Raw genomic sequence first — 23,489 nt, forward strand, 5'->3', positions numbered from 1 at the left:
TACGCGCAAGCGCGTCAGAAATCGCAAGGTTTTCGTGGGTATCGACCAGAAACCTTGCGATTCCGGATATTATCAAAACTAGAATAAGAATACATTGTCAGATGCTTACGGGAAAATCACAGGCGACGAGGTAGTCCCGGGAAAATGGAACGCCCGATTCCGGCCTCGGTGAGAAAGCGAAACCGATGCCCCTGTGACGGTGCAAAAAGGTCTCGGGCCCCCTGATCACCATCGAATGGCGGGCGCGAGGATCCTGCGCGCCGAGGAGCAGCTTGCGTCAGCTTGGCTGAACGAGAAGGACGCCCGCACGTCGAGACCAATGCAGGGCCCTGACGGCGGGCAATGACGATGACGCCGATTGACGGCATCCCCGAAAGAACACCGGCCTGGAGCCGGTTTACGCAATCATCCGGTGTTTGAGACAGGCAGAGCGCGTCAGACCAGCATCGTCTGGCCAGCCGTCGCCTAAATCTCTGATTTCAGTGGTGAGCCGTGCAGGATTCGAACCTGCGACCCACTGATTAAAAGTCAGTTGCTCTACCAACTGAGCTAACGGCCCACGAAGCGCTCGTTTAGGAAAAGCACCTGCAGCGGTCAACCCCGAAAACTCCGAAGCTATGGATTCGCCCCCGGCCCTCGGGTATAGGCCCGCGAATGACCCGAACACCCGCCTCCGGCCTGCCGTTCATGAAGATGCACGGGCTTGGCAACGACTTCGTCGTCCTCGACGGACGCACCGACCCGGTGCGGCCAGATGAGGCGCTTGTCGCCGCCATGGCCGACCGCCACCGGGGCGTCGGGTTCGATCAGCTCGCCGTCATCGGGCCGGCCGAGGGGGCGGACATCGCCCTCGCTTTCTGGAACGCCGACGGCAGCCCCTCGGCCGCCTGCGGGAACGCCACCCGCTGCATCGCCGACCGTGTCATGGCCGAGACCGGCGCAGAGGCGCTGCGCATCGAGACCGGCCGCGGTGTCCTGCACGCCCTGCGCACGGAGACCGGCCTTGTGTCGGTCAACATGGGCCAGCCGCAGACGGAATGGTCCGCCGTGCCCCTGGCAGAGGCCATGGACACGCTGGAGCTTCCCATCGACGGCAGACCGACCGCGACCGGCATGGGCAACCCGCACTGCACCTTCTTCGTCGACGACCCCGAGGCGGTGGACCTCGCAAGCTTCGGACCCGTCCACGAGCACCATCCCCTCTTTCCCGAGCGGACCAACGTCCAGGTCGCCCGGGTCACAGGGCCCGACCGCATCCGCATGCGGGTCTGGGAACGCGGCACCGGCATCACCCTCGCGTCGGGGTCGTCCTCCTGCGCCACGGCCGTCGCCGCCGTCCGCCGGGGGCTGGTGTCGCGCGAGGTGACCATGGTGCTCGATGGCGGAGAGCTTGCGATCCGCTGGGCCGACGACGGGGTCTGGATGGCGGGGCCGACCGCCCATGTCTTCGACGGCGTGTGGCACGGATGACCGCGCCGCACTTCACCACGCTGGGCTGCCGGCTCAACGCCTACGAGACCGAGGCGATGAAGGACCTCGCCGCCCGCGCCGGTCTGCAGGATGCGGTGGTGGTCAACACCTGCGCGGTGACCGCCGAGGCCGTTCGCAAGGCCAGGAAGGAAATCCGCCGCCTGCGCCGCGAGAACCCGGAGGCGCCATTGATCGTCACCGGCTGCGCCGCCCAGACCGAGCCCGAGACCTTCGCCGCCATGCCCGAGGTCACCCGCGTCATCGGCAACACCGAGAAGATGCAGCCAGGGACCTGGGCCGCCATGGTCCCCGACCTGATCGGCACGACAGAGCGCGTGGCGGTGGACGACATCATGTCGGTGCGCGAAACCGCCGGCCACCTGATCGACGGATTCGGCACCCGCAGCCGCGCCTATGTCCAGATCCAGAACGGCTGTGACCACCGCTGCACCTTCTGCGTCATCCCTTTCGGACGGGGCAATTCGCGGTCGGTCCCGGCCGGTGTAGTTGTCGACCAGATCAAGCGCCTGGTGGATGGCGGCTACAACGAGGTCGTGCTTACCGGGGTCGACCTCACCTCCTGGGGGGCCGACCTGCCGCGGGCGCCCCGCCTCGGCGACCTGGTCCGCCGCATCCTGCGGCTGGTGCCCGACCTGCCGCGCCTGCGGATCTCCTCGATCGATTCGATCGAGGTCGACCCCGCCCTGATCGAGGCGATCGCCACCGAACCCCGGCTGATGCCGCATCTGCACCTTTCGCTCCAGCATGGCGACGACCTGATCCTCAAGCGGATGAAACGCCGTCACCTGCGCGACGACGCTATCGCCTTCTGCGAAGAAGCGCTGCGCCTGCGCCCCGACATGACCTTCGGCGCCGACATCATCGCGGGCTTCCCGACAGAAACCGACGCGCATTTCGAAAACTCCCTGCGCCTGCTGGAACAATGCCAGCTGACCTGGCTCCACGTCTTCCCCTATTCCCCCCGCGCCGGCACGCCCGCCGCCCGCATGCCCCAGGTGGACGGCGCCACCGCCCGATCCCGCGCCGCGCGGTTGCGGGAAGCCGGCGACGCCCGGGTCGCCCGCCACCTCGAGGCCCAGGTCGGCCGCACGCACAACGTGCTGATGGAGAGCCCGCGCATGGGCCGGACCGAGCAATTCGCCGAAGTGACCTTCGCCACGGACCAGCCCGAAAGCCGGATCGTCCCAGCCCGCATCACCGGTCTCGCGGGACAGCGACTGGCGGCCTGACCCTCATCCTGCCGACCTTCATCTTGGCCGAAAAACTCCCGCCGGAGGCTCCCACGTCCAGCATCCAGCCCCGCCCGTCCGCCCGGAACACCCCGGCCGGCCCCGGGGCGCCGGCCATGAACGCTCGACACCGGCCCGCGATCGACGCAGTCTCGCGGCCAAACGCCAGGAGAGACCATGCAACTCATCATGTCCCCCGCCTCGCCCTTCGTCCGGCGCGTCCGTGTCACGATCCGGGAGGTCGGGATCACCGATCTCGTCGAGGAGGTGCCGGTCACGACCACCCCGCTGGCCAGCGCCCCGGAAGCCGCGGCGGCCAACCCCTCGGGCAAGATCCCCAGCCTCCTGCGCGAGGACGGGCCGGCGATCCATGACAGCCGGGTCATCTGCCGCTACCTGAACGCCGTGGCCGATGCCCGGCTCTACCCGGAGTCCCGGATCTGGGAGGTCCTGACCCTCGAGGCCACCGGCGACGCGCTGATGGAGGCCGCGGTGAGCATGGTCTACGAGGCCCGGTTCAAGGGAACCGAGGGCGCATCGGCCGACTGGATCGCCGCGCAATGGGTCAAGGTCGTCCGCATCCTCGGGGCGCTCGAATCGCGCTGGATGAGCCACCTGATGGGGCCGGTCGACGCGGGACAGATCGCCGTGGCCAGCGGGCTCGAATACATCGACTTCCGCCTGCCCGACCGGGACTGGCGGGTGCTGGCGCCGGCTCTCGCCGGCTGGCTCGAGACCTTCGCCCAGCGCCCCTCGATGCAGGCGACACGCCCGGGCTGACGGGCGCCGCCTCAAACACCGGCCCAACGCCGGCAGGCAACCGGGGCGGATCATTGCCGTTGCCACATACCCCGTGGCAGCGCAGAGTTGGGCCCGTTGACCGCCGCTTGCAAAGGGCCCCAATGACACGCACCGCACATCGCCTCGCGCTACTGATCGCGATGGCCCCCCTGGCCACGCTCGCGAGCCCCTCCGACGAATGCAGCGGCTCAAGCCAGGTCGAGATCGCGAACTGCGTGTCCGACACCCTGGCCGCCGTCGACGCCACGGTCGAGATGTTCCTGGGCTTCGCCCACGCCTCGGCCACAGAGCTTGACGACGTCACCGGCCGCGCGGTCTCGGCTGCCGCGCTCGACGCCGGGCAGGCTGCGTGGTCCGCCTATCGCGACGCGCATTGCGAGTTCGTCGGAACAACCTTCGGTGGCGGGTCGGGCACCGGCATCGCCATCAACGATTGCCGCATAGAGCTCGGCCGCGCCCGTGCCGCCTCCCTGCGGATGTATGTCCAATAGTCGCAGGGCAGGGGAAGGTCTCACATGGCATCCGCACCGACCACACCGACCGTCTATCACATTCCCGTCTGTCCGTTTTCGCAGCGGCTCGAGGTCCTGCTCGCGCTCAAGGGCCGGAATGCCGCCGTCGATTTCGCGGTCGTGGACATCACCCGGCCCAGGGACCCCGGCCTGCTGCGCAAGACACGAGGCACCACCGCCCTGCCGGTCCTGGAAACGGCGGCGGGCGATATCCTCAAGGAAAGTCTCGTGATCCTCGACTATCTCGACGAGGCCATCGACGGCGGCCAGGTCCGGCACCCCGACCCCCTCTGCCATGCGGTCGAGCGGATGCTGATCGCGCAAGAGAGCGCTTTCACCATGGCCGGCTATCTTTTCGTGATGAACCAGGACCCGGATGCGCGGGACGGACACCGTGACAAGTTGCTTGGCCTGTACCGTGACCTGAACGACTTTCTGGATCACCATGCGCCGGAGGGCCCCTGGCTCTTCGACGCGTTCGGGCTGGCCGAAGTCGTCTTCGCGCCGATCTTCAAGCGGTTCTGGTTTCTGGAGTATTACGAGGGCTTCGTCCTGCCCGAGGGCCCCGAATATGACCGCGTCAGGGCCTGGCGCACGGCCTGCATGGCCCATCCCGCCACCGGGCAGGTCACCCGCGAAGAGATCGTGAAGCTCTATTACGACTATGCCATGGGCGCCGGAAACGGTGCGCTGCCCGAGGGGCGCTCGGTCTCCAGCTTCGCCTTCCAGCCGCCTTGGCAGGACCGACCCTGGCCGCCCGCGGACAAGTACACCCATCGCGCCACGGATGCGGAGCTGGGCCTGGTCGCCGGGGGATAAGGCCCCGCCCCACGCCGTCTGCCGCCGCGGGCCGCCCTAGAACGCGTAGCTGACGCCGATGTTGAGCGCGTTGGTGACGATGTTCGTGCGCAGCGTGCCGCCGGACGACAGATCGGCCTCGTTCCAGCTGTAGGTCGACTTGACCTCGCCGAAGACCGAGACCCGCTCGCTCAGCGGATAGCTTGCCCCCGCGAGCAGGGCGAGGGCCGGGCCGGTGTATTGATAGCCGAAGGTTTCGGAGCCGTTCTTGGTCACTTCCACATGGGGCAGGGCCACGCCGATACCGGCGCCGACATAGGGCGTCAGCGCCCCCAGGCCGCCCGGCCAGCGATAATAGGCGTTGGCCGTCAGGATGTTGATGCCGTCGGTGAATTCCAGCGTCTCGTATCCCGCGGCGCGGCCGTCCTCGCCGGAATAGACCTTGGCGTGGCTGAAATCCGCACCGAAGCCCATGTTCGCGTCGCGCCACCAGGTGGCGCGGAGGCCATAATAGGGCGGCGGCTCGAACGAGCGGCCCTGCCAGCCCACCAGGAAATCCTCGTCGGGAATCAGCGGATCGTCGGCGACGGTCACCCGGCTGTGCGGCGCGGACTGCGCCCCGAGATAGAGGCTCAGCTCCACCTCGGCGGCCAGCGGCGTGGCCGCCGTTCCGGCGATCAGGGCAAGCAGCGGGAGCGGGACAAGGCGTCGCATGGGCAGGTCTCCGGAGGTTCCGGGCCTATGTCGTATCGCGGGTTGAAGATGTCAGCCCCCGCCGTGGCAAATGCGACATCATGCGCCTTTTTGCCCGCTGGACGGGCGGATTTCTGCCCTGTAGACAACCCGCGATCGGCTTGGAGCAGAATCCCCGGGCCCAAGGCCCATTGGCCCGGACCGGGCCCCGCAACATGGAGATGTTTGACGTGTCACACGCAGACGATAGCCAGGGCACCCGCCGCGACTTCATCTACTATGCCACCGCCGGTGCCGGCGCCGTGGCGACAGGTGCCGCGGTCTGGCCATTGGTGAACCAGATGAACCCCTCTGCAGACGTGCAGGCGCTGGCCTCGATCCAGGTCGACGTCAGTGCGCTGGCCCCCGGCGACCAGCTGACCGTGCTCTGGCAAGGCAAGCCCGTGTTCATCCGCTACCGGACCGAGACGGAGATCGCCCAGGCCGATGAGGTGGACGTGTCCTCGCTGCCCGATCCGAATGCCGAGAACGCCAACCTTGCAAATCCCGACGCGCCGGCGACCGACGAGAACCGTGCGCTGATGGCCCCCGAGGGGTCGGGCATCGAGCCGGCCGGCGCGTTCCTTGTGCAGATGGGCGTGTGCACCCACCTGGGCTGCGTCCCGCTGGGCGAGTCAGGCGATTTCCACGGCTGGTTCTGCCCCTGCCACGGCTCGCATTACGACACAGCCGGCCGGATCCGCAAAGGTCCCGCTCCGCGCAACCTTCCCATCCCGCTCGCCGCGTTCGTCGACGAGACGACGATTCAACTCGGTTAAGGAGACCCGTTCATGGCCGGAATTCCTCACGACCATTACGAGCCGAAGACGGGCGGAGAAAAGTGGCTCTATCGCCGCCTTCCCATCGTCGGTCTTCTGTATGACACGCTGATGATCCCCACCCCCCGCAACCTGAACTGGATGTGGATCTGGGGGATCGTGCTGGTCTTCACGCTGGTGCTGCAGATCGCGACCGGCGTCGTGCTGGTGATGCACTACACGCCGCACGTCGACATGGCCTTCGCCTCGATCGAGCACATCATGCGCAACGTGAACGGCGGGCACATGATCCGCTATTTCCACATGAACGGCGCCTCGCTGTTCTTTGTGGCCGTCTACATGCACATCTTCCGCGGCCTCTACTACGGCTCCTACAAGGCCCCGCGCGAGGTCACCTGGATCATCGGCATCCTGATGTTCGTGCTGATGATGGGCACGGCGTTCATGGGCTACGTTCTGCCCTGGGGCCAGATGTCGTTCCACGGCACCGCCGTGATCACCGGCCTGTTCGGCGCCATCCCCTTCGTGGGCGAAGCGGTGCAGACCTGGCTGCTGGGGGCCTCGGCCGTCGGCCAGCCGGCGCTGAACCGCTTCTTCTCGCTGCACTACCTGCTGCCCTTCATCCTGCTGGGCCTCACGATCGTGCACGTCTGGGCGTTCCACACCACCGGCAACAACAACCCAACCGGGGTCGAGGTGCGCCGGACCTCGAAGGAAGACGCTCAGAAGGACACACTGCCGTTCTGGCCCTACTTCGTGATCAAGGACCTGTTCGCGCTGGCGCTGATCCTGGTGGTGTTCATGATCATCGTCGGCTTCATGCCGAACTACCTCGGCCACCCGGACAACTACATCCCCGCGAACCCGCTGGCGACACCGTCGCACATCGTGCCCGAATGGTACTTCCTGCCGTTCTACGCGATCCTGCGGGCCTTCACCGCCGACGTCTGGGTGGTGATGTTCGCCGACTGGATCACCTTCGGCATCGTCGACGCCAAGTTCTTCGGCGTGCTGGCCATGTTCGGCGCGATCGTGGTGATGGCGCTGGCCCCCTGGCTCGACACGTCGTCGGTCCGCTCCGGGCGCTACCGGCCGATGTTCAAGTGGTGGTTCGCGCTGCTGGTGGTCGATTTCATCGTGCTGATGTGGGTGGGCGCCATGCCCGCCGAGGGGATCTATCCCTACATCTCGCTGATCGGCTCGGCCTATTGGTTCGGCTACTTCCTGGTGATCCTGCCGCTTCTGGGGGTGATCGAGAAGCCGCAGCCGCAACCGGCCACGATCGAGGACGACTTCAACGCCCACTACGGCGGATCGGGTGACGGCAAAGCCGCTGCTCCGACCCCGGCCGAGTGAGAAAGGACGCACAGACCATGCTTCGAAAACTTACCCTGACTGCAGCCTGCGTCCTGGGCCTTGGCGCCCCGGTCGCGGCCATCGCCGCGGGCGGCGAGGTCCATGTCCACGACTTCGACTTTCCGTTCGAAGGGCCCTTCGGCAGCTACGACACCAACCAGCTCCAGCGCGGCCTGCAGGTCTATACCGAGATCTGTTCGGCCTGCCACGGGATGGAATACGTGGCTTTCCGCAACCTGTCCGACGAGGGCGGCCCCGCGCTGCCCGAGGACCAGATGCGGGCCTATGCCGAACAGTTCGAGGTCTGGGACCCCACGCTGTTCGACGGCGAGGGCGATTTTCGCCCGGCGACCCCGGCGGACAAGTTTCCGGGCTCCTCGCTCTCGAACGCGCCCGACCTCAGCCTGATGGCCAAGGCCCGCGCGGGCTTTCACGGGCCCTACGGCACGGGTCTGAGCCAGCTCTTCAACGGCATGGGCGGCCCGGAGTACATCGCCACGCTGCTGTCGAGCTACGAGGAGGAACCCGAGTGCGCCTTCGACAGCGACCCGATCGACGGCTACTACAACACCGCGTTCGCGAACGGCGGCCTGCCTGAATCCTGCTACGACGAGGACGGCCACGCGATGGTGCCCGGCAGCTACATCGCCATGGCGCAGCCGCTCTATGGCGACGACGTGGACTACGCAGACGGGCACTCGACCGAGATCGAGCATGTCGCCCAGGACGTCGCCGCCTTCCTGATGTGGACGGCCGAGCCCAAGCTCGTCGCGCGCAAGCAGGCCGGACTGACGGGGGTGATCTTCCTGACGGTGCTGTCGGTGCTGCTCTATCTGACGAACAAGCGCCTCTGGGCACCCTACAAGAAAAAGCACTAGGGGCGTCCGGCGTTCCAGATGCGACCAAGGCCCGCCCTCACCGGCGGGCCTTTTTCATGAAAGGTCGACCCGTCCCAGCCGGCCGTCGTCGGTGAACCGGCAAGATGCGCCGCCCACGGGCAGCCGGGCCCGCACTTCGGTCCCGCGCCGCAGGGGGCGCACCGCGGTCACCACGACATCGCGCGGGGACAGGCCGGTCTCGGCCCCGATCGCCACGACGCAATCCGTCTCCAGCGACATGGCCGAGAGCGGCGCGATCACCGCCACCTCCGGCGTCGGTGCCGCACAGGCGGCGAGCAGCAGGGGAAGCACGGACATCCCCCTCATCCCAGATACTCCCGCAGCGCGGCCGGCGGATCGGCGAAGAGCGCCGCCCTGTCATGCGGGCCGGTCACCCGCCCATCTGCCACCAGCAAGACCGTATCGGCAACGCGCTCGGCATCTCCGGGGTCGTGGGTGACCATCAGCAACGTCCGCCCGGGCGCCGCCAGCACATCGCGGGCGAGGATCAGCATCTCGGCCTTGAGCCCGGGGCCCAGCGCCGCGAAGGGCTCGTCAAGAAGCACCAGCGGTGCGTCCTGGACCAGCACCCGGGCGAGGGCGGCGCGGCTTTGCTGACCGCCCGAGAGGGCGCCGGGCTTGCGCGCGCCCAGTCCCGAGAGCCCGACCCGGGCCAGCACCTCCTCGACCCGGGCGTCCCGCGCCGGATCACGCCCCAGCCCTGGCGCGATGCCAAGCATCACGTTCTGCGCCACGGTCAGATGCGGAAACAGGTTCCCGTCCTGGAACAGCTGGGCGACGGGCCGGGCATGGGGCGCCAGCCCCGCCATGTCGCGCCCGTCGATGCGGATATGCCCAAGCGCCGGATCCAGAAATCCGCCGATCGCGGCAAGCAGCGTGGACTTGCCGCCCCCGGACGGGCCGATCACCGCCGTCACGCCCGCACCGACCGTCAGGTCCGCCTCCAGCCGGAAGGCGCCCTGTTGCAGGACCAGACTCTCAAGCGTCAGCATTCACGCGCCCTCCCCTGTCGAATATCCAGAACAGCCCCAGGCTGAGCGCGACCAGCAGCAACCCGGCACCCTCGGCCCCGTCGCTGCGATAGGCGCCCATGAGGCGGTACATCTCCAGCGGCAGGGTCGCATCCATGGTGCCCGCGAACAATGTGATGACCCCAAGATCCCCCATCGAGAGCGCCGCCGCCAGCCCGGTGGCAAAGCCCAGCGGGCGGCGGATGCGCGGCAGGATGACCAGCCGGATCCGCGCCCATCCGCCAAGCCCCAGCGCGTCGGCCAGCCGTCCCTGGCTCTCTTCGACCTGGGTGATGGCCGGCGCCAGCACCCGGACCGCGAAGGGCACCGCCAGCAGGGCATTGACCAGCGCCGTGACCGGCAGGGCCGCGACCGCCGGCGACATCACCGGATAGAGCAGGATGAACAGCCCCGTGCCCACCACCAGCGGCGAGGCGGCCAGCGGAAGCACACCCGCCAGCGACACCAGCCGGCCCGACCGCAGCGCCAGCGCCAGCGCCATCCCGATCGCCAGCGCGGCCGAGACCAGCGCCACGGCGACAGATCGCAGCGCGGCCGGCCAGACGCTGGCCGGCATGTCGCCAAGCCCGCCGATCCCGCGCAGCAGCACCATCGCCAGGGGTACCATCAGGAACAGGGACGCCGCTCCGATCCAGAGCCCGTCCGCAAGGCGCGAGCCGTCCCAGCGACGCACGACCCGGTCCAGCCCGCCACCGATCGCGTCGGGCACGGTCAGGCGAAACGCGATCACCGCCGCCGCCGCACACAGGCCAAACTGCACCAGTGCCAGCTGCGCCGCCCGCTCCAGATCGAAATCGAAGCGGACGGCCTGATAAATCGCGAGCTCGACCGTCGTGGCGCGCGGCCCACCGCCCAGGATCAGGGCGACGGCAAAGCTTGTCAGGCAGATCAGGAAAACGACCAGAAACGCCCCCGGGGCCAGGTTTCGCAGCATCGGCCATTCCAACAGGCGCCCCACCGGCGCCCCGAGCGCCGCGGCCAGCCGGAACCGCTCCGCCGGGATCGCCAGCCAGCCTTGCAGCAACATCCGGGTCGCCAGCGGCAGGTTGAAGAAGACATGCGCAAGCACCACGCCGCCGAACCCGTAGATGTCCAGCGGCGGCAGGCCGACCAGCGACAGCCCGTCGCTGACCATGCCGCGCCGGCCATAGACGGCCAGCAGCCCCATCACCGCTACGATCACCGGCAGGATGAACGGCGCCCCCAGCAGCGTGACGAGGACGCGGCGACCGGGGAAATCCCGCCGCGCCAAAGCCCGCGCCACCGGCACGGCCAGAACGACCGACAGGCCCGCCGAGCAGAGGGCCTGCAGCACGGTGAAGCGGATCGCCGCCCAGTCGGCCGCCGCCAGCCCCCCGGACCATTCGGCCCGCAGAGCGACGGCAGCGACCGTTCCCAGCGTCAGGATCAGCAGCAGCCCGGCAACCCAGGCGCCGGGCCACCGCAAGGTCATCGGGCCAGGGCGTCCCGCCAGACGGCGATCGCCGCATCACGGGCCGCGGCGGCCTCTTCCGGGGCCATCAGCAAGCCCTTGTCCGGCTGGACCAAGGTCTCGAACCCCTCGGGAAGGCCGGCCTCGGGCATCACCGAAGGATACATCCAGTTCGTGGTCGGTATGACCGACTGGAACGCGTCCGTGCCGATGAACGCCATGAATTGCGCGGCAAGCTCGGGCTGGTCCGTTTCGGCGACGATCGCGGCGACCTCGATCTGCAGGTAATGCCCCTCGTCGAAGGCCCAGGCCACCTTCGAGTCGTCGTCCTCGGCGATCAGGTGGTAGGCGGGCGAAGTCGTGTAGGACAACACCGCATCCGCCTCGCCCTCCAGGAACAGGCCGTAGGCATCCGACCAGCCCGGCGTGACCGTCAGCACGTTGTCGGCCAGCCCCTCCCAGATGCTCGCGGCCTCATCTCCATAGGCTGCTCCGACCCACAGGACGAGGCCGAGGCCAGGTGTCGACGACCGCGGGTCCTGGATCGCGATGCTGAGGTCGCTGTCGGCCAGCTCGCGGAAATTGGCGGGCGCCTCGGTCCCGGCGTTGGAGACGAAGGCGAAATACCCCCAGTCGAAAGGCAGGAACGTGTCGTCGTGCCAAGCGACCGGCAGGTCGAGATCCGCCGTCACCCCGTGCGGCGCGAACAACCCCGTCTCGCGCGCGGCGGCGACCAGGTTGGAATCCAGGCCCAGGACGATGTCGGCCTCGGTCCGCGCCCCTTCCAGCCGCACCCGAGACAGCAGTGCGGCACCGTCGCCCGCCGCGACGAAGGCGATGTCACAGCCGCATTCGGCCTCGAACGCCGTCTCGATCGCGGGGCCGGGGCCCCAGTCCGGGACGAAACTGTCATAGGTATAGATCGTCAGCGTTTCCGCGCTTGCCGCGCTGGCAAACATCAGTCCCGCGATGGTGGCACAGGTCTTCATGTCATCCTCCAATCGCCGAACGGAAAAAAGGATGGAGTATGACCCACGACCTTCCCTCCGCCGGTTCTAGCCGGTTCAGGTTCAACGGGTTCGCGTCATGCATCTCAGCCCGATCCGGGCACCCCGAGGTGACGGTGAACCTAGGGCGGTCCGCCGCGGTCTTCAACCCTGCCCCTTGAGCCGCCGGCAAGCGGGGGATAGGACAGCCCGAACCCGACCACCCGGAGCCCCTGACAATGAGCCTCAACAGCTACGGCCACCTCTTCCGTGTCACGACCTGGGGCGAAAGCCATGGGCCTGCCCTGGGTGCGACGGTGGACGGCTGCCCGCCCAACGTGCCGCTCGACGAGGCCGCGATCCAGGTCTGGCTCGACAAGCGGCGGCCTGGGCAGAACAGGATGACCACCCAGCGCAACGAGCCCGACGCGATCGAGATCCTGTCCGGCGTGTTCGAAGGCAAGACCACCGGCACCCCGATCCAGCTGATGATCCGCAACACGGACCAGCGCTCACGCGATTACGGCGATATCGCCGAAACCTTCCGGCCCGGCCATGCCGACATCACCTATTGGCAGAAATACGGGATCCGGGATTATCGCGGCGGCGGCCGGTCCTCCGCCCGCGAGACGGCGGCACGCGTGGCCGCGGGCGGCGTGGCGCGGGCGGCGCTGGCCGCGCTTTTGCCGGGGGTCGAGGTCCGGGGCTACATGGTGCAGATGGGCGAGAAGACCATCGACCGCGCCCGGTTCGACTGGGACGCCATCGACCGCAACCCGTTCTGGTGCCCCGACCCCGAGGCCGCCACCGAATGGGAGACCTACCTCGACTGGCTTCGCAAGGACGACCACAATTCCGTGGGTGCGATGATCGAGGTCGTGGCCCGCGGCGTGCCCGCGGGGCTCGGGGCGCCGGTCTACGGCAAACTCGACACCGATCTTGCCGCCGCGATGATGTCGATCAACGCGGTGAAGGGCGTCGAGATCGGCGAAGGCATGGCGGCCGCAGGCCTCACCGGCCGGGCCAATGCAGACGAGATCTTCATGGGGCCGGAGGGGCCGGAATTCAGCTCCAACCACGCCGGCGGCATCCTCGGAGGCATCTCCTCCGGTCAGGACATCGTGCTGCGCTTCGCGGTCAAACCGACCTCGTCGATCCTGTCCCCCCGCGCCTCGATCCGCAAGGACGGCACGGCGGCCGAGGTCGTCACCAAGGGCCGCCACGACCCCTGCGTGGGCATCCGCGCCGTACCGGTGGGCGAGGCGATGATGGCGGCGGTGATCCTGGACCACTTCCTGCTGGACCGGGGCCAGACCGGCGGCACACGCGGCCAGATCGGCCCCCCGGCATCGTGACCCGGCGGGGCGCCCGGCTGCCCCGTCGATTGGATATATTGAGGCAATGAAGTCCGTCAGCCGGCTTCATTGCCTTCAAATATCCCCGCCGGAGGCTCGCAACGCCCGAGGCCGAGTGCGGCGCCCGACCATGGAGGCTCTCGCTCAGGACCCTGCCGCGCCCAACGCCAGATCCATCAGCGCCTGGATCTCCGCCTGGGAGGTGCCGGCCACGATCCGTCCCAATTCCCGGTCGCCGCGCAGCACGACGAGGGTAGACCGGCGCGGAATGTTCAGGGATTGCGCCAATTCGGATCTGCCGTACTGGTCCCAATCCACCTCGACGAAGGTGATCTGCTGCTCGTAGGCCGGGTCGGCAGCCTTCAGCGCATCCATAACCCGGGTCTGCGCCCGGCAGGTGGTGCACCAATCGGCCTTGAAATCGACGAACAGGGTCTCTCCCGCCGCCAGGCGTTGCTGGACAAGCCCGGGCGAATAGTCCAGCGGCGCCGCCATCGCGGCCACCGGCAACAGGACAAGTGCAAGAAAACTGCGTCGGATCATGGGAATTCCTTTCAATAGCGGACCGACAGGTCCTGTAACCAGTAGGGAAGCGTGTCGAGCAGCCAGATCTCGGCGAATTTCTGGAGATCGAACAGGATCGCAGCTCCGACAGCGACGAAGATCACCCCCATCGTAGGCCTCGCCCGCGCGGCCACGGCCCGAAGCCAGTCCCGCCGCGCTCGGATCGCCGCCTGCGCACCATAGCCCAGCGCAAGGATGATCGTCGAAATTCCGGCCGCGAAACTCACCATGATCGCCGCCGCCCAACCCAGGTCCTCGCCGGCGGAGGCCATCGCGATCGCCCCGCCCAGGGTCGGCCCCACGCAAGGCACCCAGACCGCGCCCAGAATCGCCCCGCCGACCGCCTGGCCCCGCAGCCCCGACCGGTCGACCTCGTCCATCCCCTGATCCGCCCGCGCAGACAGCCCCGCCGTCGCAAGCTCGAAGCCATGGGCAAATCGCGGGACCAGCAGGACCAGCCCGAACCCGACCATGAGCGCCCCGCCTGCCTTCGCCACCATGAGATCGTCGATCCCCAGAGCCCGGCCGAAAACCGCGACCGACAGGCCCACAAGCACGAAGGACACCGACATCCCCAGCGCAAGCGCGACAGGACCCCACCGGCTGACCTGCAGGGCAGAGGCCAGCACGATCGGCAAGACCGGCAGGACGCAGGGGTTGATCAGCGTCAGCAGCCCGGCCACATATCCAAGCATCAGATCCATCGCCCAGACATGGCCCAGCAGGGCCGCCAGGTCACGAAAAACCGCGCTACCCGAGGGTCAACTCGCCGTGGGCTTTTGTTTCGAAAGCTGCACGGCAAGGATGCCCCCCGCGATCACCGCGACACCGACGACGTCCAGAACGCCGATCCGTTCCCCAAGCAGAACCGCCGCCGTGCTCACGCCGAAGAACGGTGTCAGGAAATGGAAGACGGCGGCCCGCACCGCACCGATCCGGTTCACCAGCCAGAACCAGACGAGGGTCGCCAGAACCCCCGGCACCAGCGTCGTGTAGACGAACGCGACGCCAAGCTGCCAGGACCAGGTGACCGACCAAGTCTCGAACGCCAAGGCGGGAATCGCCAGAGCTGTCGAGCCCACCAGCATCTGCAATCCAACGACCATCAGGAAATTGCCGCCCGACGATGCCCCCCGCACCGCAAGCGTCGCCACCGTCAGCGACACCACGCCGATCACGCACAACACCACGCCGAAGGGATCCGCCCCGCCCGACACCCGGCTGCCCATGATCAGCGCCACGCCAGCGACCCCGGCGAACAGCCCCAGCACCCCCTGCAGCGGCAGCCGCTGCCCCAGGGCCAACCACCCGACCAGCGCCACCAGAAGCGGCATGGCCGACGCGATTATGGCCGCCAGCGACGCCTCGACCGATTGCATCGCCACGAAGTTCAGCCCCAGGTAGGCCGCGTTCTGGCACAGGCCAAAGACCACCACGGCGCGCCACTGCCGCCCGGTCAGCGCCCAGCTCTGCCCCAGCAGCCGCGCCAGGAACACCGCCACCAGCCCCGAGATCAGGAACCGCAGCGCCAAGGCCGTCAGCGGCGGCGCATGGGCGACGATCACCCGCGCCGATGCAAAGGCCGAAGCCCACATGAACCCGAACGCGATCCCGCCGGCTACCGCTCGTCCGTCCACAGCTCCCGCCTCCTTCATCTTGGCAATAAAACTCCCGCCGGAGGCTCCGACAGCGATATCCGCGCCGCGCAATGGAAAAGGGGCCGCCCACCGGCGACCCCTTCCCAAAATACTGTCAGCGATGCAAGCTCAGCCGTTCACGCTGTCCTTGAGCGCCTTGGCGATGGTCATCTTCACCACCTTGTCGGCGTCCTTCTTGATCTGCTCACCGGTCGCGGGGTTGCGCACCATGCGCTCCGGACGCTCGCGGCAGTAGATCTTGCCGACACCGGGAAGCGTCACGGCACCGCCGTTCGAGACTTCCTTGGTGATCACGCCGATCATCGCGTCGAGCGCGGACCCGGCTGTTTTCTTGTCGCTGCCCATCTCATCCGCAAGCGCGGTAACGAGCTGTGTCTTGGTCATGGGTTTTGCCATGGTGATATCTCCTTCACTGCCCGCTAATTAGGGCCTCAACACCCTCATTTAACGGCATCTTGTGGGGTCACACAACGAATTCCGGGCCCCAGAGGGCCCCAAAACCGCTTTTTTTATGGGTTTTGCGACCATTTCGCCGCTCAGCACCGCGAGGACGGGGTCAAAATATAGAAACCGCCCGCCCAGGCGACTCTCATCATAGGAAGGCCGTCTCTTCGAACGAACGCAGTTTTCGCGAGTGAATCCTCTCCAGCGGCATCTCGCGGAGGTGCTCCATGGCCCGGATTCCGATCATCAGGTGACGCGCGACTTGCGTCTTGTAGAAGTCGGACGCCATGCCCGGCAGCTTCAACTCGCCATGCAGCGGCTTGTCCGACACGCACAGCAGCGTGCCGTAGGGCACCCGGAAGCGAAAGCCGTTGGCGGCGATCGTGGCACTCTCCATGTCCAGCGCGACCGCGCGCGACTGGCTCAGGCGCTGGACGGGCCCGGCCTGGTCACGCAATTCCCAGTTCCGGTTGTCGAGGCTGGCGACGGTGCCCGTCCGCATGATCCGCTTCAGCTCATAGCCTTCAAGCTCTGTCACCCCGGCGACGGCCTGTTCCAGGGCGACCTGGATCTCGGCCAACGGCGGGATCGGCACCCAGAGCGGCAGGTCGTCGTCCAGCACCTTGTCCTCTCGCAGGTAGGCATGGGCCAGCACGAAATCCCCCAGCCGCTGGGAATTGCGCAGCCCGGCGCAATGGCCGACCATCAGCCAGGCATGGGGGCGCAGAACGGCGATGTGGTCGGTCGCGGTCTTGGCGTTGGACGGGCCTACGCCGATGTTGACCAGGGTGATGCCCTGCCCGTTCTTGCGCTTGAGGTGATAGGACGGCATCTGGGGCATCTTGGCCGGCTGAGGCAGCGGCGCGTCCGGATCCGTGATCTCTACATTGCCGGTCGAGACGAACGAGGTATAGCCGGAATCATTGTTCGCCAGCACCTTGCGGGCATAGGCCTCGAACTCCTCCACATAGAACTGGTAGTTGGTGAAGAGCACGTGGTTCTGAAAATGGCTCGCGTCGGTCGCGGTGTAATGCGACAGCCGCGCCAGCGAGTAATCTACCCGTTGCGCGGTGAACGGCGCCAGCGGCGCGGCCCCGTCGTCGTAGTGAAAGCCCAGCCCGTTGACGATGTCGTCGTTCGTGGTGGCCAGATCCGGCACGTCGAACACGTCGCGCAGGGTGAATTCGGCGGCCCCCTCCTGCGGGACCGTGATCGCGGCATCGTTGGCCACGGCGAAATGCACCGGCATCGGTGTCGTCGACACGCCGACCACCACCGAGATGTCGTGGTTCTTGATCAGAAGGTTGATCTGCTGTTCGAGATAGCGGGCAAAGAGGTCCGGCCGGGTGATCGTCGCGGCATAGGCGCCGGGCTGCGACACGTGCCCGAAGGACAACCGGCTGTCCACGCCGGCATAGCTCGACGTGGTGATCCGGATCTCGGGATAGAAGGCGCGATAGCGGGCCGAGGGCTTGCCCTCGGACATCGCCGCCCCGAAGCGTTCGCACAGAAAGCCCGTCGCCGCGTCATAAAGCTCGATCAGCCGGGCGACCGCGGCGGCGGCATCCCGAAAGACCTCGGGCGCCACAACGGGCGGTGACATGATGTCGAGCGTGGACTCGGTTGGTTTGTACGCAGACATGATGGCCTCGAAATTGCGGGTGCCCCTAGACACACCAGTTTCACGACAGGGACAAGACGCAGCCGTCGCGTGACTGCATCCTGCCTACGCCCGACCCGCCCCGCGCCGCAAGGGCGCGGCCCCGGTCCGCTGCGTCACGGCGGCCCGGGCGGCGCAGGGTCCCGCTGGGGTCGGCGCGAGGCACCGGCCGTCAAACCGCCTCGCTGAGCACGTCCAGGAAGGCGCGCCCGAACCGCTCGCTGTGGCGGTCGCCCAGCAGCCGCGCCAGCGTCGCCTCGTCCCGCGGCTTGACCTGGGCCACCCGCGCCAGCACCGAGGCGGAACAGGACAGGGGCTTTTCCGTGCCATCAGCGCCCCGCGCCAGATCCGCCTGGACGGCCAGCAGCCGGTCATAGAGCGTGCCGTCCCGGCTGCCCGCAAGCCGGGCTCGCCGGGGATGCATCTGCGCCCGCTCGCCCGCGACGACCTCGAGGAAAGTCCGCCCGTAACTGTCGAGCTTCTTCGCCCCGACACCGCCGACCCGCGCCATCTCGTCAAGGCTCTGCGGCCGGGTCTCGGCCATCTCGATCAGGGTCTTGTCGTTGAAGATCACGTAGGCCGGAACGCCCTGGGCCTCGGCCAGCGCCCGCCGCTTTGCCTTGAGCGCCGAGAGCAGCGGCGCATCCTCCTCCGACACCAGCGTCTTGACCTGCCGGTCCGCCTTGGCCAGCCGGATCGTGTCGCGCCGCATCACGATCTCCTGCTCGCCCTTCAGGATCGGCCGGGCCTTTTCCGTCATCCGCAGGGCGCCGTGGCGCTCGGGGTCCGGGCGCATCAGGTCCAGCCCCATCATCTGCCGGAACACGGCCTGCCATTCGCCCTTGGAAAACTCCTTGCCGACGCCGAAGGTCGGCAGATCCTGGTGGCCGCGCTGGGTGACCTTGTCCGTCGCGTTGCCCATGACGATGTCGATCAGGTGCCCCGCGCCAAAGCTTTCGCCCGTGCGCAGCGCCGCCGACAGCGCCATCCGCACCGGCGTGGTCGCGTTGAACACCTCCGCCGGCTTGTCACAGAGATCGCACCGCCCGCAGCCCGCGGCCGTCTCTCCGAAATAGGCCAGAAGGTTGACCCTTCGGCATTCCAGCGCCTCGGCCAGGCCCAGCAGCGCGTTGAGCCGCCCGTGATCCGCCATACGCCGCTCGGGCGGGGCAAGCCCCTCGTCGATCTGCTGCCGGCGATAGCGGATGTCTTCGGGGCCGAACAGCGTGAGCGTCTCGGCCGGTGCCCCGTAGCGGCCCGCGCGGCCGATCTCCTGGTAATACGCCTCGATCGACTTGGGCAGATCCGCATGGGCGACCCAGCGAATATCTGGCTTGTCGATGCCCATGCCGAAGGCGACCGTCGCGACGACGATCAGCCCGTCCTCCTGCTGGAACCGCCGCTCGACGTCGCGGCGGGCCTCGGCATCCATTCCGCCGTGGTAGTGGCAGGCCGCGTGGCCATCCTCGCGCAGTGCGGTGGCGAGCCCTTCCGTCTTGGCCCTTGTGCCGCAATAGACAATGCCCGACTGCCCCTTGCGCGCCCCGGCAAAGGCCAGGATCTGCCGCCGCGGCTGATCCTTGACGGCAAAGGCCAGGTGCAGGTTGGGGCGGTCGAACCCGTGCAGGAACCGATCCGGCTGCATCCCGTCGAAGAGTTTCTCGACAATCTCGTCCTGGGTCTCGGCATCCGCCGTCGCGGTGAACGCGGCCAGCGGCACGTCGAGATCGCGCCGCAACTCTCCGATCCGCAGGTAGTCGGGGCGGAAATCATGGCCCCATTGGCTGACGCAATGGGCCTCGTCCACGGCGATCAGCGACACGCCGATCCGCCGGAGCATCGCCTGCGCCCCGCCCGAGGCAAGCCGCTCGGGCGCCATGTAGAGCAGCTTGAGCCGCCCGGCCTCGATCCTGTCCCAGATCTCGGCGGTTTCCTCGTCGGTATTGCCCGAGGTCAGCGCCCCGGCCTCGACCCCCGCCTCTCGCAGCCCGCGCACCTGGTCGCGCATCAGCGCGATCAGCGGCGAGATCACGACCGTCACCCCATCCCGCATCAGCGCGGGCAGCTGGAAACACAGCGACTTGCCGCCGCCGGTGGGCATGATGGCAAGCGTGTTGCGCCCGCCCGCCACGGCCTCCACGATCTCCTGCTGGCCTGGCCGGAAGGCATCGAAGCCGAAGACATCGCGAAGTAGGTCGGAAGCGCTCATTTGGCCAGCCTGTCAGGTCTTGGTTATCTGCTCGTTGGTTGCAGAATCCCACAGCCGGGCGGGGCGGGCAAGACCTTCGCAGGATCAGAGGAAAAGCGCGACGTTGTTCCGCAGGACGATCTCGATGGCGTAGATCCCCAGAAGGGCGACCAGCGGGGCAAGATCAAGCCCGCCCATGCTCGGCAGGATCCGGCGGATCGGGGCATAGATCGGGTCGAGCAGGCGGTTCAGACCGTACCAGATCTGGCTGACCAGAGGCTGCCGGATGTTGAGGACCTGGAAACTGATGAGCCACGACATGATGAAATGCGCGATGATGAAGAACCGGGCGACCCCCAACAGGAGCAACAGGATCTCGAAAAGCGATTGCATCTGGCCGTACCTCTTTCGATGTGTCGAGCGGCACTTAAGCGCTCATCGCCCTTGCGGCAATCCCCTAACGCGGCGGCATGGTTGACGGGGCCGTATGCCAGGGGCAACCAACCGAGCGAAGGAGTGCCGTCGTGTATCCATTTGCTCGCCTGTTCTGGCAATTCCGCAAGCACCGGAAAGACCGCCCGCTCGGCCTTTTCGAGGAGCACGTCAGCCGGCACATCTGCTGGCCTTGGGATCTCGACCCCTGGCGGGAGCTGAACAACGGCCGGACCCTGACACTCTACGACTTGGGTCGGCTGCCGCTGGGGCGGCGGATCGGGCTGCTGGAAGCAATGCGGTCGCGCGGGTGGGGTCTGACAGTGGCCGGCTCTACTATCCGATACCGGCACAGGGTCCGCGCCTTCGACCGGGTGACCATGCGATCCCGCACGGTTGGGTGGGATCACCGGTTTCTTTATGTCGAACAGAGCATGTGGCTGTCGGACGGCACCTGCGCGAGCCATGCCCTGATCCGCTCGGCAATCGTCGGGACGTCGGGCATCGTTTCGCCCGCGGAGGCCCTCGAGGACCTCGGCGGCAAGGAAGCTCAGGACACGCTGCCGCCTTGGGTTCAGGCCTGGACAGAGGCGGAGGCGCTGCGCCCCTGGCCCCCGATGTCCGGACCCGACACGCCCTGACGCGGCCGCCTGTCCCGGATGCAGGCCTCGGATGCCTCCGGCGGGGATATTGTCAGGCAATGAAGAGCCGGCCTCCGGACTTCATTGCCTCCCGTATCCCTGGAGGGTGAATTGGCCGCAGGCCAAGAGGGAGGACAGCGTCCTCCCTTGTCGCCACCCTCGCTTTGACGTTTGATCGCGGCGAACGAGGGGACGGGCATGACGGGCGAGCGAAAACGCATCTGGGGCTGGATGGCCTTCGACTGGGCCACGCAGCCGTTCTACACGCTGGGGCTGACTTTCATCTTTGGCCCCTATTTCGCCTCGGTCGCATCGGATTACTTCGCGGCCGACGGGCTGAGCGCGGGCGCGGCGGACGCTCGGGCGCAGTCGGTCTGGGCCATGGCGCAGACGCTGGCGGGCCTGTTCATCGCCTTCGCCGGCCCGCTGCTGGGTGCCTATGCCGACAGCACCGGGCGCCGGATGCCCTGGATCGTGCTCTTCTCCGGCCTCTACATCGTCGGGACGGCGGCGCTCTGGCTCATGGTGCCGGACGGGTCCGCGCTCTGGCTTTGCCTGTGGGCCTTCGCTCTGGCCTTCATCGCCGCCGAGTTCGCGTTGATATTCGTGAACGCGCAACTGCCCTCGCTCGGCGGGCAGGAGGCGATCGGCAAGATCTCGGGCACTGGCGCATCGCTCGGTTACTGGGGCGGGGTGGCGTCGCTGGCCATCATGCTGGCGTTCTTCTTCGAGGCGAACGACACCACGGGCCTGACCCTGACCGGACGGCCGCCCGCCCTGGGCCTCGATCCGGCCGCGCGGGAGGGCACGCGGATCGTCGGGCCCTTCATCGCCGCCTGGTTCGCACTTTTCATGATCCCCTACTTCCTGTGGATGCGGGAACCGCGGCCGGTGGTGCGGCAGGGCGGCGTCCGGCAGGCCCTGGCCGACCTGAAGCGCTCGGTCTGGGGCATCGCCCACCGCGACAGCCTCAAGGGGTTCCTTCTGTCCTCGATGTTCTACCGCGACGCGCTGAACGCGCTTTACGGCTTCGGGGGCGTCTACGCGGTGCTCGTGCTGGACTGGACGCTGGTGCAGATCGCCGTCTTCGGCATCGTCGGCGCGGTCACCGCGGGGGTGGCGACCTACGTCGGCGGGCTCTTCGATTCGAAGTTCGGGCCGCGGCCGGTGATCATCGTCTGCATCCTGATCCTGACCGTTGTCTGCACGATCATCGTGGGCATGACGCGAGAGTTCGTCTTCGGCATCACCCTCGCGGCCGGATCGTCGGTGCCCGACACGCTGTTCTACATCTGCGGCGCGGCGATCGGCGGGGCGGGCGGAGCGATCTATGCCGCCTCGCGGTCGATGATGGTCCGGCACACCCACCCCGAGCGCCCGACCGAGGCCTTCGGGCTGTTCGCGCTGTCGGGCAAGGCCACCTCGTTCCTGGCGCCCGCGATGATCGGGATCTTCACCACGCTCACGGAAAGCCCGCGACTTGGGATCGCGCCCGTCATTCTGCTTTTCGCGATGGGGCTGGTTCTGCTAGTCTTCGTCAACAAAGACGGAGACCGAGCAGAATGGTCCGATTCCTGACGATCCTTGGCCTGACCATCGGTCTGGCAGCCTGCCAATCGGGGGGGTCCGGCAGCCCTCCCCCGGCCGAGAACGCCAATCCGGGAGCGCCCCGCGCATCGTCCCAGAGCGTGGACCCGGGCGACAGCCGCGTGGCCAAGGAGGTCTTCGGCTATCTGTCGACGGCGTCCGCGCAGATCTCGGAGAGTTTCGGCAGCTATTCCCGCGGCTGCCAGGCCGGGGCGGTGCAACTGCCCGAGACCGGGCCCACCTGGCAGGCCATGCGCCTGTCGCGCAACCGCAACTGGGCGCAGCCGATCACCGTCGATTTCGTCCGGGATCTGTCCGCCTTCGCCGCCACCCTGCCGGGCTGGAACGGGATCTATGTGGGCGACATGAGCCAGCCGCGGGGCGGGCCGATGCTGTCGGGCCATGCGAGCCACCAGACCGGGCTGGATGCCGATATCTGGATGCTGCCCCCCGACCGGCTGGACCTGAGCGCGGCCGAGCGCGAGAGCCTGTCGTCGATCTCCATGCGGCGGGCGGAGGGCGCCTATGTCAACGGGAACTGGACGCCCGCGCACATGGCACTGCTCCGCCGCGCCGCCGAGGATCCAAGGGTCGCGCGGATCTTCGTGTTTCCCGGGGCCAAGGTCTGGATGTGCGGGCAGGAGACCGGAGACCGGGCCTGGCTGAACAAGATCCGGCCATGGTGGGGCCATCACTATCATTTCCATGTCCGGCTGAGCTGTCCGGCCGGTGCGATGGGTTGCGAGAACCAGGCCCCTCCGCCGCCCGGCGACGGTTGTGCGGACGCGCAGCAATGGGTGGACAACATCCTGAACCCACCGCCACCGGACCCGAATGCGCCGACGACGCCGCCCCGCGGGCCGGTGACCATGGCGCAGCTTCCCGCGCAGTGTCACGACGTGGCGGCGAACTGA

24 protein-coding genes, 1 tRNA gene and 1 riboswitch are annotated in these 23,489 nt (G+C 67.7%); of the genes, 12 read left to right on the forward strand and 13 right to left on the reverse strand.

The window, feature by feature from the left end; translation table 11 throughout:
* Positions 1 to 483: 483 nt before the first annotated feature.
* Positions 484 to 559: transfer RNA gene (locus tag ROA7023_RS19905), tRNA-Lys, on the reverse strand.
* 95 nt (positions 560 to 654) lie between these two features.
* Between ROA7023_RS19905 and dapF the strand changes: the two genes are divergently transcribed.
* The 5 genes from dapF to ROA7023_RS19930 all read left to right on the forward strand — a co-directional run bounded on the left by dapF (position 655) and on the right by ROA7023_RS19930 (position 4,852).
* The gene (gene dapF, locus ROA7023_RS19910) at positions 655 to 1,470 is read left to right on the forward strand and encodes a diaminopimelate epimerase (RefSeq protein WP_085880750.1); all 816 of its coding nucleotides are present in this window, start codon (positions 655 to 657) and stop codon (positions 1,468 to 1,470) included.
* Positions 1,467 to 2,720, forward strand: a complete 1,254-nt coding sequence (gene mtaB / locus ROA7023_RS19915; RefSeq protein WP_085880751.1) for a tRNA (N(6)-L-threonylcarbamoyladenosine(37)-C(2))-methylthiotransferase MtaB — start codon at positions 1,467 to 1,469, stop codon at positions 2,718 to 2,720. Before dapF ends, mtaB begins: the two co-directional genes overlap by 4 nt.
* A 177-nt stretch (positions 2,721 to 2,897) precedes the next feature.
* Positions 2,898 to 3,500, forward strand: coding sequence for a glutathione S-transferase family protein (locus ROA7023_RS19920; RefSeq protein ID WP_085880752.1), 603 nt, complete (start codon positions 2,898 to 2,900; stop codon positions 3,498 to 3,500).
* A gap of 122 nt (positions 3,501 to 3,622) precedes the next feature.
* The gene (locus ROA7023_RS19925) at positions 3,623 to 4,012 is read left to right on the forward strand and encodes a lysozyme inhibitor LprI family protein (RefSeq protein ID WP_085880753.1); all 390 of its coding nucleotides are present in this window, start codon (positions 3,623 to 3,625) and stop codon (positions 4,010 to 4,012) included.
* A 24-nt stretch (positions 4,013 to 4,036) separates the two neighbouring features.
* The gene (locus tag ROA7023_RS19930) at positions 4,037 to 4,852 is read left to right on the forward strand and encodes a glutathione S-transferase family protein (RefSeq protein ID WP_085880754.1); all 816 of its coding nucleotides are present in this window, start codon (positions 4,037 to 4,039) and stop codon (positions 4,850 to 4,852) included.
* 36 nt (positions 4,853 to 4,888) lie between these two features.
* Here ROA7023_RS19930 and ROA7023_RS19935 read toward each other — a convergent pair whose 3' ends face one another.
* Positions 4,889 to 5,545, reverse strand: a complete 657-nt coding sequence (locus ROA7023_RS19935) for an outer membrane protein (protein ID WP_085880755.1) — start codon at positions 5,543 to 5,545, stop codon at positions 4,889 to 4,891.
* Between the two features lie 209 nt (positions 5,546 to 5,754).
* Here ROA7023_RS19935 and petA point away from each other — a divergent pair, with 209 nt between their 5' ends.
* The 3 genes from petA to ROA7023_RS19950 are packed head-to-tail and all read left to right on the forward strand — an operon-like array spanning position 5,755 to position 8,576.
* Positions 5,755 to 6,342, forward strand: a complete 588-nt coding sequence (gene petA, locus ROA7023_RS19940; protein ID WP_085880779.1) for a ubiquinol-cytochrome c reductase iron-sulfur subunit — start codon at positions 5,755 to 5,757, stop codon at positions 6,340 to 6,342.
* Positions 6,343 to 6,354: 12 nt separating this feature from the next.
* Complete coding sequence (locus ROA7023_RS19945; RefSeq protein ID WP_085880756.1) at positions 6,355 to 7,698, forward strand: cytochrome b; 1,344 nt, start codon at positions 6,355 to 6,357, stop codon at positions 7,696 to 7,698.
* Positions 7,699 to 7,715: 17 nt separating this feature from the next.
* Positions 7,716 to 8,576 (forward strand): cytochrome c1, encoded by an 861-nt coding sequence (locus tag ROA7023_RS19950; RefSeq protein WP_085880757.1) that lies wholly within the window; start codon positions 7,716 to 7,718, stop codon positions 8,574 to 8,576.
* Positions 8,577 to 8,630: 54 nt separating this feature from the next.
* Here the strand turns inward: ROA7023_RS19950 and ROA7023_RS19955 are convergent, their stop codons facing one another.
* From ROA7023_RS19955 to thiB, 4 genes are read right to left on the reverse strand one after another with little or no spacing between them, the layout of a single operon-like run.
* Positions 8,631 to 8,894, reverse strand: coding sequence for a hypothetical protein (locus tag ROA7023_RS19955; RefSeq protein ID WP_085880758.1), 264 nt, complete (start codon positions 8,892 to 8,894; stop codon positions 8,631 to 8,633).
* Between the two features lie 5 nt (positions 8,895 to 8,899).
* Positions 8,900 to 9,589, reverse strand: coding sequence for a thiamine ABC transporter ATP-binding protein (locus ROA7023_RS19960; RefSeq protein WP_085880759.1), 690 nt, complete (start codon positions 9,587 to 9,589; stop codon positions 8,900 to 8,902).
* A complete protein-coding gene (locus tag ROA7023_RS19965) occupies positions 9,576 to 11,081 on the reverse strand; it encodes a thiamine/thiamine pyrophosphate ABC transporter permease ThiP (RefSeq protein ID WP_085880760.1) in 1,506 nt (501 codons plus the stop codon). Before ROA7023_RS19965 ends, ROA7023_RS19960 begins: the two co-directional genes overlap by 14 nt.
* Complete coding sequence (gene thiB / locus ROA7023_RS19970; RefSeq protein WP_085880761.1) at positions 11,078 to 12,049, reverse strand: thiamine ABC transporter substrate binding subunit; 972 nt, start codon at positions 12,047 to 12,049, stop codon at positions 11,078 to 11,080. Before thiB ends, ROA7023_RS19965 begins: the two co-directional genes overlap by 4 nt.
* A gap of 35 nt (positions 12,050 to 12,084) precedes the next feature.
* A riboswitch (TPP riboswitch) is annotated at positions 12,085 to 12,185 on the reverse strand.
* Between the two features lie 100 nt (positions 12,186 to 12,285).
* Between thiB and aroC the strand changes: the two genes are divergently transcribed.
* Positions 12,286 to 13,401 (forward strand): chorismate synthase, encoded by a 1,116-nt coding sequence (gene aroC, locus ROA7023_RS19975; RefSeq protein ID WP_085880762.1) that lies wholly within the window; start codon positions 12,286 to 12,288, stop codon positions 13,399 to 13,401.
* 144 nt (positions 13,402 to 13,545) lie between these two features.
* Here the strand turns inward: aroC and ROA7023_RS19980 are convergent, their stop codons facing one another.
* The 7 genes from ROA7023_RS19980 to ROA7023_RS20010 all read right to left on the reverse strand — a co-directional run bounded on the left by ROA7023_RS19980 (position 13,546) and on the right by ROA7023_RS20010 (position 20,308).
* On the reverse strand, positions 13,546 to 13,944 hold the full coding sequence (locus ROA7023_RS19980; protein ID WP_085880763.1) for a thioredoxin family protein: 399 nt from the start codon (positions 13,942 to 13,944) through the stop codon (positions 13,546 to 13,548).
* 11 nt (positions 13,945 to 13,955) lie between these two features.
* Positions 13,956 to 14,669: a cytochrome c biogenesis CcdA family protein gene (locus ROA7023_RS19985; RefSeq protein WP_085880764.1), complete on the reverse strand. Its 714-nt coding sequence runs from the start codon at positions 14,667 to 14,669 to the stop codon at positions 13,956 to 13,958.
* Between the two features lie 57 nt (positions 14,670 to 14,726).
* A complete protein-coding gene (locus ROA7023_RS19990; RefSeq protein WP_085880765.1) occupies positions 14,727 to 15,602 on the reverse strand; it encodes a DMT family transporter in 876 nt (291 codons plus the stop codon).
* A 129-nt stretch (positions 15,603 to 15,731) separates the two neighbouring features.
* Complete coding sequence (locus tag ROA7023_RS19995; protein WP_085880766.1) at positions 15,732 to 16,019, reverse strand: HU family DNA-binding protein; 288 nt, start codon at positions 16,017 to 16,019, stop codon at positions 15,732 to 15,734.
* 196 nt (positions 16,020 to 16,215) lie between these two features.
* Entirely contained in the window at positions 16,216 to 17,709 is a 1,494-nt protein-coding gene (locus ROA7023_RS20000) for an AMP nucleosidase (protein WP_442475992.1), read from the reverse strand.
* A 190-nt stretch (positions 17,710 to 17,899) separates the two neighbouring features.
* Complete coding sequence (gene recQ, locus ROA7023_RS20005) at positions 17,900 to 19,936, reverse strand: DNA helicase RecQ (protein WP_085880767.1); 2,037 nt, start codon at positions 19,934 to 19,936, stop codon at positions 17,900 to 17,902.
* 84 nt (positions 19,937 to 20,020) lie between these two features.
* The gene (locus tag ROA7023_RS20010; protein WP_085880768.1) at positions 20,021 to 20,308 is read right to left on the reverse strand and encodes a YggT family protein; all 288 of its coding nucleotides are present in this window, start codon (positions 20,306 to 20,308) and stop codon (positions 20,021 to 20,023) included.
* 131 nt (positions 20,309 to 20,439) lie between these two features.
* Here ROA7023_RS20010 and ROA7023_RS20015 point away from each other — a divergent pair, with 131 nt between their 5' ends.
* From ROA7023_RS20015 to mepA, 3 genes are all read left to right on the forward strand, one after another.
* On the forward strand, positions 20,440 to 20,988 hold the full coding sequence (locus tag ROA7023_RS20015; protein WP_200812561.1) for an acyl-CoA thioesterase: 549 nt from the start codon (positions 20,440 to 20,442) through the stop codon (positions 20,986 to 20,988).
* Positions 20,989 to 21,186: 198 nt separating this feature from the next.
* Positions 21,187 to 22,566, forward strand: coding sequence for an MFS transporter (locus ROA7023_RS20020; protein ID WP_085880770.1), 1,380 nt, complete (start codon positions 21,187 to 21,189; stop codon positions 22,564 to 22,566).
* On the forward strand, positions 22,551 to 23,489 hold the full coding sequence (gene mepA / locus ROA7023_RS20025; protein WP_085880771.1) for a penicillin-insensitive murein endopeptidase: 939 nt from the start codon (positions 22,551 to 22,553) through the stop codon (positions 23,487 to 23,489). Before ROA7023_RS20020 ends, mepA begins: the two co-directional genes overlap by 16 nt.

Origin of the sequence: Roseisalinus antarcticus, assembly GCF_900172355.1 — a bacterium.
In the GTDB taxonomy this organism is placed as follows: domain Bacteria; phylum Pseudomonadota; class Alphaproteobacteria; order Rhodobacterales; family Rhodobacteraceae; genus Oceanicola; species Oceanicola antarcticus_A.

Bases quoted from the DNA above. Each gene is read 5' to 3' on its own strand.
- mepA (WP_085880771.1), top strand. From the start codon at position 22,551: ATGGTCCGATTCCTGACGATCCTTGGCCTGACCATCGGTCTGGCAGCC.
- ROA7023_RS19935 (WP_085880755.1), bottom strand. From the start codon at position 5,545: ATGCGACGCCTTGTCCCGCTCCCGCTGCTTGCCCTGATCGCCGGAACG.
- ROA7023_RS19920 (WP_085880752.1), top strand. From the start codon at position 2,898: ATGCAACTCATCATGTCCCCCGCCTCGCCCTTCGTCCGGCGCGTCCGT.
- ROA7023_RS19945 (WP_085880756.1), top strand. From the start codon at position 6,355: ATGGCCGGAATTCCTCACGACCATTACGAGCCGAAGACGGGCGGAGAA.
- dapF (WP_085880750.1), top strand. From the start codon at position 655: ATGACCCGAACACCCGCCTCCGGCCTGCCGTTCATGAAGATGCACGGG.
- ROA7023_RS19995 (WP_085880766.1), bottom strand. From the start codon at position 16,019: ATGGCAAAACCCATGACCAAGACACAGCTCGTTACCGCGCTTGCGGAT.
- ROA7023_RS19960 (WP_085880759.1), bottom strand. From the start codon at position 9,589: ATGCTGACGCTTGAGAGTCTGGTCCTGCAACAGGGCGCCTTCCGGCTG.
- ROA7023_RS19985 (WP_085880764.1), bottom strand. From the start codon at position 14,669: ATGGATCTGATGCTTGGATATGTGGCCGGGCTGCTGACGCTGATCAAC.
- ROA7023_RS20000 (WP_442475992.1), bottom strand. From the start codon at position 17,709: ATGTCTGCGTACAAACCAACCGAGTCCACGCTCGACATCATGTCACCG.
- ROA7023_RS19930 (WP_085880754.1), top strand. From the start codon at position 4,037: ATGGCATCCGCACCGACCACACCGACCGTCTATCACATTCCCGTCTGT.
- ROA7023_RS19955 (WP_085880758.1), bottom strand. From the start codon at position 8,894: ATGTCCGTGCTTCCCCTGCTGCTCGCCGCCTGTGCGGCACCGACGCCG.
- ROA7023_RS19950 (WP_085880757.1), top strand. From the start codon at position 7,716: ATGCTTCGAAAACTTACCCTGACTGCAGCCTGCGTCCTGGGCCTTGGC.
- ROA7023_RS20010 (WP_085880768.1), bottom strand. From the start codon at position 20,308: ATGCAATCGCTTTTCGAGATCCTGTTGCTCCTGTTGGGGGTCGCCCGG.
- aroC (WP_085880762.1), top strand. From the start codon at position 12,286: ATGAGCCTCAACAGCTACGGCCACCTCTTCCGTGTCACGACCTGGGGC.
- ROA7023_RS19925 (WP_085880753.1), top strand. From the start codon at position 3,623: ATGACACGCACCGCACATCGCCTCGCGCTACTGATCGCGATGGCCCCC.
- ROA7023_RS19965 (WP_085880760.1), bottom strand. From the start codon at position 11,081: ATGACCTTGCGGTGGCCCGGCGCCTGGGTTGCCGGGCTGCTGCTGATC.
- thiB (WP_085880761.1), bottom strand. From the start codon at position 12,049: ATGAAGACCTGTGCCACCATCGCGGGACTGATGTTTGCCAGCGCGGCA.
- recQ (WP_085880767.1), bottom strand. From the start codon at position 19,936: ATGAGCGCTTCCGACCTACTTCGCGATGTCTTCGGCTTCGATGCCTTC.
- ROA7023_RS19980 (WP_085880763.1), bottom strand. From the start codon at position 13,944: ATGATCCGACGCAGTTTTCTTGCACTTGTCCTGTTGCCGGTGGCCGCG.
- ROA7023_RS20020 (WP_085880770.1), top strand. From the start codon at position 21,187: ATGACGGGCGAGCGAAAACGCATCTGGGGCTGGATGGCCTTCGACTGG.
- mtaB (WP_085880751.1), top strand. From the start codon at position 1,467: ATGACCGCGCCGCACTTCACCACGCTGGGCTGCCGGCTCAACGCCTAC.